We start from the raw sequence: 8,223 nt of genomic DNA, 5'->3' as shown, positions 1-8,223 counted from the left end.
GGAACTCTTTGGGGTAGCGAGGGGGCATAGGTTCATCCTTCCAGGCCAGCAGAAACTAGCCATGTTGAATGTCACCTAAACGTGCATCAGACCCACCCGACCAACCGACGCAGACGTGACCGCGTTTCTGAACACCGCATCACCTGACCGCCGAGTCGTCGAAGGCTTACGCCTCGTTACGCTCTTCCGCGAGGCCACTGGCGTGGATCCAGTGATGTGGGGGCGAACGATGGTGGGGTTCGGAAGCTACAAGTACGTCTCACCTTCACCCCCGCATCATCGCGGCGAGTGGCCCAAAGTCGGATTTTCGCCGCGTAAGGCGAAGCTCACCTTCTACGGACTCAAAGACCTGCCCGAGGCGTCGCCACTCTTGCCCCAGTTGGGGAAGTTCACGGAGGGTGCGGGGTGCATCTATGCGAACAAGCTCGAGGATCTCGATCTCGAGGTGCTGCGCAAACTCATCAGGATTGCTTGGTCACGCAGCGACGAGCCCGCAGGCGAGTAGAGCGAGGTCGTCGATCGCTTCACTGCTCGTGCTCGCCTATCCAGACGCGTCGCGCGGAGAGCGCGAGCGCTCACCCATCATTCGAGACGGCGACGTTTTGCGGAAGTTACGCTCCACCCTTGACGTTGCCGCTTGCAACGCTCCGCTCGCCGTTCACCTGAAACAGATCGGACTTGATCCACACGCCCTAGTAACGCGGACCCGGCGGGGGCTGCGGCGACCTCGGGTCTCCGTAGCCCCCGGTTCGGCTCTGGGTGTGAAACATCGGGTCACCGGGTGGCCACCGCAGTGTGGATTCGGGCAGTGCCAATCGTGAGGCGGTCGCCTCGTCCGCGGTGTCCCAGCCGCCTGCTTTGTTGCTGCGCTCGGCCAGAGTCACCAGGTGCAGGTGCTCGTCGGAGACAAATGCGGCTCTCACTCCGCGGTGGTTCTTGCTGACATTCAGCACCCCGGCGTCTGCAAGCTCTGTCAGGGCGCGCTCCGCGGCGGGCCGAGACACCCCGTATCGCTCAGCCGTCGCGGCCACCGTGAGCACGGGCTGGGATGCAAGATCTCGCCGTACCCGTTCCACTGTCGCATCGGCGCGCGGCGCTGCGGGGATACCCTGCCCGGAACGCCACCCGTGATGGCGCTCCCGGAGTAGCTCGTCCAACTCGTCTGCCCGCTCCTTCAGCAGCACGACGTTTCCCGAAGCACGCACGGCCGACTGGCAAAACTCCTGCACCCAGAGGTCCACGTTCGGTGGTTCTTCACGGAACGCTGTGAGCCCCGCAATGTAGTGATCCTTCGCTGTCGAGAAGACCGTGCTGATCGGGAGCACGGCGCGATCGGTGATACCGTCCCGCTTCAAAATCGCGTGGATGAGCGCACGCCCGGTACGCCCGTTCCCGTCGATGAACGGGTGGATCGTCTCGAACTGAGCATGAGCGATCGCGGCCTTCAGTAGTGGAGGATGGTCGCTCTGATTCACGTACTCGAGCAGATCTTCCAGCAGTGGCACCACTTTTGACTCGGGTGGCGGCACGAACGCTGCGGTGAGCGGGGAGTAGCCCCCACCGATCCAGTTCTGTTGCGTGCGGAAGCCACGCTCAAGATCCGGCGCGATCGTCTGCTGCAGCTGCACCAGATCTTCAAGCTCGATGTCCCATTTTTCCGCGACGACGTCGATCGCGTACTCCATTGCGCGAAGATTCTGAAGGACTGCCACGGCGTTCTCTTTCCCGCGGCCGAGCACGTCTGCCAGGGCGAGTTTCTTCGCGGAGATGACGTGACCCTCGATGAGGGAGGATGCGATACTTTCGGATCGCAGCAGCAGATGATTGAGGTACAGCCCGGACTCACCGATGATGCCGTCCGCACGGGACACCGTGCTCTGCGCGTCGGCGACAACCGAGAACGTGCGCGCACTGATCGGCGGCCCCTGTGGTCCCAGGAGGCCGGGTACGAATGCGAGGTACTGACCGCCGGCCTGTTCTCGTCGAGATAGCCCGAACGTTGAGGACGGCGCCCACTGACGCTCGACATATTCGCCCATTGCGACCCCTTAAAGTTGTCCTCTACCCCGATTGATGCAACTTTACGCCCTTAAGGTTGCATGCAGCCTGGATTGATGCAACTTTACGAGAACATGCGCCTGGTCGACGGGTGAGGATCTCCACGGTGCTCTCCGAATTCGGGTACAGCCTCCGAATGCTCAGCAGCGCGTTCCGATGCCGCTCGGGACTCATCGCCCCCATCGCATCGTCGACCAGGGTGAGCCGGTAGCCGAGGTCCGTGAGATCTCGAACCGGAGCGCTCACGCACTGGTCCGTCTAGAAACCCGTCATGACCACGTTCTGTACTCCGAGATTTCGGAGCACCTGGTCGAAGTGCGTTTCCACGTGGATGCCGGAGGACGTCTTCGTGAGAACGATCTCCGATTCGAGCGGCGCAGCTTCTGGAAGGAACTGGGAATCGTAGGAGCCGGGTGCGTTCAACATGCCGGCAGCTCTGTGCAGCATCCCGAGCCGTTCGAGTTGGCTAGGTGCAGTTCCTCGGGACGTTGTGAACACGTAGCTCGATAAGGAGGACCTCCGGCAGGATGTGGGTTACCACACACACTTCCTCAACAGAACTGGATGCCGGTGCAGCGCAGCACATCCTCACGGTTCCGCTTACCGGTCGCGATCAGCTCGTCAACGGTGCCGCGGAGGCCGACGAACGATTCGTCGATGGAGTAGACCTCTTGCCCGGCGGAATGCCTGCCGATGATCACTACTGGTAGGTCCGATTGTTGAAGAGTGCACTTTTTGTGCGCGGCTTCTCGTCGCTGAAGAGCTCGCTCTCGAAGAGCATTGGCGGCTCTGTCCGAGGATCGATGAGTGAACATCCGGGGACGAGGCCGCCATGGAGTCGCGGTCTGATTCGATTGATGTCAATATAGAAACATGTCGAATCAAGAGGTTGAACTGGTCATCGTCGGGTCTGGTCCCGCCGGATACACCGCAGCGGTCTACGCAGCCCGTGCGGGCCTCGCCCCGGTCGTGATCGCGGGCTCGGTGACGGCGGGTGGCGCGTTGATGACGACGACCGAGGTGGAGAACTTCCCGGGCTTCGTCGATGGCGTGCAGGGGTCGGAATTGATGGAGTCGATGCGGGCGCAAGCCGAGCGGTTCGGCGCTCAGATTGTCCACGACGACGCGACCGGACTTGATCTCGACGGTGACGTGAAGATCATCGAGACCGGTGCCGGGGACGTGTATCGTGCGCGTGCGGTGGTCCTGACGATGGGTTCCGCGTACCGCAAGCTCGGCCTCCCGGAAGAAGACCGCTTATCTGGGCACGGGGTGTCCTGGTGCGCAACGTGTGACGGCTTCTTCTTCCGCGAGCAGGAAATCGTCGTGGTCGGTGGCGGGGATTCCGCGATGGAGGAAGCGCTCTTCCTCACCCGGTTTGCGTCGAAGGTGACCGTCGTGCACCGCCGGGACGAGTTCCGGGCATCGAAGATCATGGCGCAGCGCGTCCTGGACGACCCAAAGATCGATGTCGCCTGGAACAGCGAGGTCACCGCGATCCTCGGCGACGAAGAGGTCACCGGACTCACGTTGCGCGATACCGCGACCGGGGTCGAGCGCACGCTCGACGCGACGGGGGTGTTCGTCGCGATCGGACACGACCCGCGTTCCGAGCTCGTGACCGGGCAGGTCGACACCGACGCGGACGGCTACGTGCGCGTTGCGCACCCATCAACCCGGACGAACCTGGCCGGGGTGTTCGCGGCCGGGGATCTGGTCGATCACACATACCGGCAGGCGATCACTGCCGCCGGCACCGGCTGCGCTGCCGCGCAGGACGCCCAGCACTACCTATCGAACCTCGCACCGGTAACCGTTTCCGAGCCTGTTCTGGAGGTCTCCGCATGAGCACAGTCACCCCCGTCACCGACGCCAACTTTCAGACCGAAGTGCTCGAATCCGAGTTGCCCGTCGTGGTCGACATTTGGGCGTCCTGGTGCGGGCCGTGCAAAGCCATCGCCCCGATCCTTGACCAGCTCGCCAGCGAACACGCGGGGCGGGTGAAGATCGTCAAGATCGACGCCGACCAAAACCCCGAGACCGTGACCGCGGCCGGCGTCACCTCGATCCCAACCCTCGGCTTCTACCGGAACGGGGAACGTGTGGACGTGCTGATCGGCGCGCACCCGAAGCCCGTCTACACAGCAAAGCTCGAGGAGCTGCTCTCATGACCGACACCCTGACCCGCACCGCCCCGAAGCGGCTCTCGACACTCGACAAGTGGCTGCCGTTGTGGATTGGCCTCGCCATGGTCGCAGGCCTCCTGCTCGGTCGCTTCGTGCCCGCACTCTCCGACGCGCTGTCCGCGATGGAGGTCGGTGGAATCTCGATCCCGATCGGGCTGGGCCTGCTGGTGATGATGTACCCGGTCCTCGCAAAGGTCCGCTACGACAAGGTCGTCGCTGTCACCGGAGATAAGAAGCTCCTCGTATCCTCGCTCGTGCTGAACTGGCTCGTGGGGCCGGCGGTAATGTTCGCCCTCGCATGGATCTTCCTCCCGGACCTGCCTGAGTATCGGACCGGTCTGATCGTCGTTGGGCTCGCCCGGTGCATCGCGATGGTCGTGATCTGGAATGACCTCGCGTGCGGTGACCGGGAAGCGGCCGCCGTGCTGATCGCAATCAACTCGATGTTCCAGGTCGTCATGTTCTCAGTGCTCGGCTGGTTCTACTTGACTATCCTCCCCGGGTGGCTCGGCCTGGACACGCAGGGGCTCGAAATATCGGTCTGGCAGATCGCGCTCAACGTGCTGGTATTCCTTGGCGTGCCGTTGGTAGCGGGATTCGCATCCCGATGGATCGGCGAGAAAGGCAAGGGGCGCGACTGGTACGAGCAGAAGTTCCTCCCGAAGATCGGACCGTGGGCACTCTACGGGCTGCTGTTCACGATCGTGCTGCTGTTCGCGCTGCAGGGCGATCAGGTCACCTCACGCCCGTTCGATGTTGCCAGGATCGCGTTGCCGCTACTGGTCTACTTCGCACTCATGTGGTTCACCGGCTTTCTGCTGGGCAAGGCACTCGGCCTGGACTACGCACGATCGACGACGCTCGCATTCACGGCGGCGGGGAACAACTTCGAGCTGGCCATCGCGGTCGCGATCGGCACCTTCGGCGCCACGTCCGGGCAGGCCCTCGCCGGAGTCGTCGGCCCTCTCATTGAAGTTCCCGTGCTTGTCGGCCTCGTGTACGTCTCGCTTTGGGCCGCGAAGGCCTGGTTCCACACCGACCCATATGCCACCGAATCGAGGACGTCATGACCGACACCGCCACCCTCCCCGGCACCGAGGCGTGCACGCCGTCAGAGTCGCACGCCATCGGCACCGAAGCCGCGAACACCGTCGCCGGCGCACTAAAGGCGCTCGCTGACCCGCTGCGACTGCGGATGCTCTCCGCGATCGCGACCGACCCGCGCAGTGAGTCCTGCGTTTGCGACCTAGCCGAGCTCGCCGAGGTGTCTCAGCCGACCGTTTCACACCATCTGAAGGTGCTGAAGAAGACCGGGATGCTGCGGTCTGAGCGGCGCGGTACCTGGGTTTGGTACCGGATCGCGCCGGGCAAGCAGCGCGCCGTCGCGGCGCTCCTCGAAGCATTCGCTCCCGCCGCAGCCGTCACGGACGAACCGGAGGACGTGCAGGAGCGGGCCGAGGCTCTGCAGCAGATGGACGCCCGCATCACCCGCCTCGCTGAGGAGCTCGCCGACGAGCTAACCGGCCTGAACCGGGATTTCGTAATCGCGATCGTGCGGGAGTCCTACGCCGGCCTGGTCCGCTCGGCGAAGCTGACCCGGCACATGATCCCGCTGACCGAACGGTTCGCCCGGCAGCGCCTCGCCGACCTGACCCGGGAGCGGTCCTCCGGGGTGCCGCAGGTACTGTTCGTATGTGTGCAGAACGCGGGCCGTTCCCAGCTCGCCGCAGCCATCGTCAATCAGATCGCAGGGGGGCGGGTGATCGCCCGCTCCGCAGGCTCCACCCCGGCATCGGACGTGCGCCCGCACGTACGCTCCCTGATCGCCGAGATCGAAAGCGAGCACGAGGCCGATACCGCGTTCCCGAAGCCGCTCACCGACGATGCCGTGCGCGCGGCCGACGTCGTGATCACGATGGGCTGCGGCGACGTCTGCCCGATCATTCCCGGCGTCTGGTACGAGGACTGGGCCGTCGGCGACCCTGCGCTGGCCTCTCCGGAAGGGGTCGAAGCGATTCGCCACGACATCGAGGGCCGCGTCCGCGGGCTCCTCACCACCCTCATCGACTGAAAGAAGCGAATGACCATGATCGACCAGAAGCCCTCCGTCCTCTTCGTCTGCGTCCATAACGCCGGGCGCTCCCAAATGGCCGCCGGCTGGCTCCGCGAACTCGCCGACGACCGCGTCGAGGTCCGCTCCGCCGGATCCATGCCCGCCGACCAGATCAACCCCGTCGCCGTCGAGGCGATGCGTGAGGTAGGCATCGACATCACCGGCGAGCAGCCGAAGGTGCTCACCACCGAGGCGGTGCAGGACTCCGACGTCGTGATCACGATGGGCTGTGGCGACGCGTGCCCGTTCTTCCCGGGCAAGCGCTACGAGGATTGGAAGCTCGACGACCCCGCTGGGCAGAGCATCGAGTCGGTGCGCCCGATCCGCGACGAGATCAAGGGCCGCATCGAAGCGCTCCTCTCCGAGCTGATCGGACAGTGAGCACGGAGGTGGACCCGAGTCGATCCTCGGAGCGCGGTCGCGTCGGCGAGGTGTTCCGGGCGTTCGCGAAGCTCGGCGTGACTTCCTTCGGCGGACCGGTCGCGCATCTCGGATACTTCCGCGAGGAGCTCGTGGCCAGACGGAAGTGGGTGAGCGACGCACAGTACGCGGAACTCGTCGCCCTGTGCCAGTTCCTCCCCGGGCCGGCGTCGAGCCAGGTGGGCTTCGCGCTCGGCCTCGTTCGCGCAGGCTTCCGCGGGGCGCTGTCGGCATGGGCGGCATTCACGCTGCCGTCCGCGCTGCTGCTCGTGCTCTTCGCGATCGGCGCGGTGTCCATGGAAGGCCCGGTCGGCGCGGGGTTACTCTTGGGTCTTAAAGCCGTCGCCGTGGCGGTTGTCGCGCACGCCGTGCTGGGGATGGCCCGAACGCTCACGCCCGACGCCCGCCGCGCCCTAATCGGCGTCGCCGCCGCGGCGCTGGCGCTGTTGCTGCCGGGGAACCTCGGCCAGCTCGCCGCCATCCTCATTGGCCTGGCCTCGGGGGTCCTCTGGTGTCGGCGGATCGACGTTGCGGCGTCCGAGCCGCTTGCCGTGCGCGTCTCGCGGCGTCTCGGGGCCTCATGTCTGATCGTGCTTGGCGTTATGCTCGTCACACTCCCCGTGGTCACTGCGCTGATGCGGAACACCTGGTTCGGGATCGCGGACGCATTCACCCGGGCAGGAGTGCTCGTTTTCGGGGGCGGGCACGTCGTCCTGCCGCTACTGCAGGCAGAACCTGCCGTCGCGGGCGCGGTCAGCCAAGACCAGTTCCTCGACGGCTACGGTGCGGCGCAAGCTGTGCCCGGCCCTCTGTTCGCCTTCGCCGCCTACCTCGGCTTCGAGATGCAGGACGGATGGGCGGCACCGCTCGCGGCGCTCCTCGCCCTCGTCGCGGTCTTCCTGCCCGGCCTGCTGCTCTTGATCGGTGTACTTCCCTTCTGGGAGCATCTGCGCGGGAACCCCACGGTCCGATCAGCGATGGCAGGCGCGAATGCCGCGGTGGTCGGGATTCTCGCCGCCGCGCTGTGGACGCCCGTGATCAGATCCGGAGTGACCGGACTCGCCCCCTTGATCATCGCGCTCGGGTGTTTCCTGATGCTCACCATTTGGAAGCTGCCGGCATGGATCGCTGTGCTCGCAGGGGCGGCGGCAGGCATCATCGCGAGCGTCGCCGGGATCGACCTCGCCTGGGCGTGATCATGCCCTGATGTGGTCGCCCAGCAGGCCGATGAACTCGTCGGCCGCGGCGAGCTGCTTCTCGAGTTTCGCCCGTCGCTGCTCCGCATCGGTGAGGAACTCGGAGAGGAGCCGCATCGCCTCGGCCCCTGAGGAGCTCTCGGTCAGGGTCGCGTCTAGATGTACTGACCCGGATCGTTGTTGACGTAGGAGAGACCCCCGTAGTCGAGTTGGAGCTGTCAAATTCTTCTTCTCGCACGCACGGAGGTCT

Annotated in this window: 9 protein-coding genes and 1 pseudogene; 8 read left to right on the top strand and 2 right to left on the bottom strand. The window is 65.0% G+C overall.

Annotated elements, in window-relative coordinates:
- Positions 1-115 precede the first annotated feature (115 nt).
- A complete protein-coding gene (locus AB0O71_RS15230; protein WP_363746691.1) occupies positions 116-505 on the top strand; it encodes a DUF1801 domain-containing protein in 390 nt (129 codons plus the stop codon).
- Positions 506-692: 187 nt separating this feature from the next.
- Here the strand turns inward: AB0O71_RS15230 and AB0O71_RS15225 are convergent, their stop codons facing one another.
- Together AB0O71_RS15225 and AB0O71_RS15220 are read right to left on the bottom strand one after the other, a co-directional pair.
- A complete protein-coding gene (locus AB0O71_RS15225) occupies positions 693-2,039 on the bottom strand; it encodes a Fic family protein (protein WP_363746689.1) in 1,347 nt (448 codons plus the stop codon).
- Positions 2,040-2,061: 22 nt separating this feature from the next.
- Positions 2,062-2,484 (bottom strand): annotated as a pseudogene (locus tag AB0O71_RS15220) (isochorismatase family cysteine hydrolase).
- A gap of 101 nt (positions 2,485-2,585) precedes the next feature.
- Here AB0O71_RS15220 and AB0O71_RS15215 point away from each other — a divergent pair.
- The 7 genes from AB0O71_RS15215 to chrA all read left to right on the top strand — a co-directional run bounded on the left by AB0O71_RS15215 (position 2,586) and on the right by chrA (position 7,973).
- Positions 2,586-2,768 carry a hypothetical protein gene (locus AB0O71_RS15215; RefSeq protein ID WP_363746687.1) on the top strand — a complete coding sequence of 61 codons (183 nt, stop codon included), beginning with the start codon at positions 2,586-2,588 and terminating at the stop codon, positions 2,766-2,768.
- 163 nt (positions 2,769-2,931) lie between these two features.
- Positions 2,932-3,906, top strand: coding sequence for a thioredoxin-disulfide reductase (gene trxB / locus AB0O71_RS15210; RefSeq protein WP_363746685.1), 975 nt, complete (start codon positions 2,932-2,934; stop codon positions 3,904-3,906).
- The gene (gene trxA / locus AB0O71_RS15205) at positions 3,903-4,229 is read left to right on the top strand and encodes a thioredoxin (RefSeq protein ID WP_363746683.1); all 327 of its coding nucleotides are present in this window, start codon (positions 3,903-3,905) and stop codon (positions 4,227-4,229) included. The genes trxB and trxA overlap by 4 nt, the downstream gene beginning before the upstream one ends.
- Positions 4,226-5,314, top strand: coding sequence for an ACR3 family arsenite efflux transporter (gene arsB, locus AB0O71_RS15200; RefSeq protein WP_363746681.1), 1,089 nt, complete (start codon positions 4,226-4,228; stop codon positions 5,312-5,314). Before trxA ends, arsB begins: the two co-directional genes overlap by 4 nt.
- Complete coding sequence (locus tag AB0O71_RS15195) at positions 5,311-6,315, top strand: metalloregulator ArsR/SmtB family transcription factor (protein WP_363746679.1); 1,005 nt, start codon at positions 5,311-5,313, stop codon at positions 6,313-6,315. The genes arsB and AB0O71_RS15195 overlap by 4 nt, the downstream gene beginning before the upstream one ends.
- Positions 6,316-6,330: 15 nt before the next feature.
- Entirely contained in the window at positions 6,331-6,738 is a 408-nt protein-coding gene (locus AB0O71_RS15190; protein WP_363746677.1) for an arsenate reductase ArsC, read from the top strand.
- Entirely contained in the window at positions 6,735-7,973 is a 1,239-nt protein-coding gene (gene chrA, locus AB0O71_RS15185) for a chromate efflux transporter (RefSeq protein WP_363746675.1), read from the top strand. Before AB0O71_RS15190 ends, chrA begins: the two co-directional genes overlap by 4 nt.
- Positions 7,974-8,223 lie beyond the last annotated feature (250 nt).

The organism is Leucobacter sp. NPDC077196 (assembly GCF_040687075.1).
Classification (GTDB): domain Bacteria; phylum Actinomycetota; class Actinomycetes; order Actinomycetales; family Microbacteriaceae; genus Leucobacter.
The sequence above is the reverse complement of the archived record's forward strand: the minus strand, read 5'-3'. Positions and strand labels throughout refer to the sequence as shown.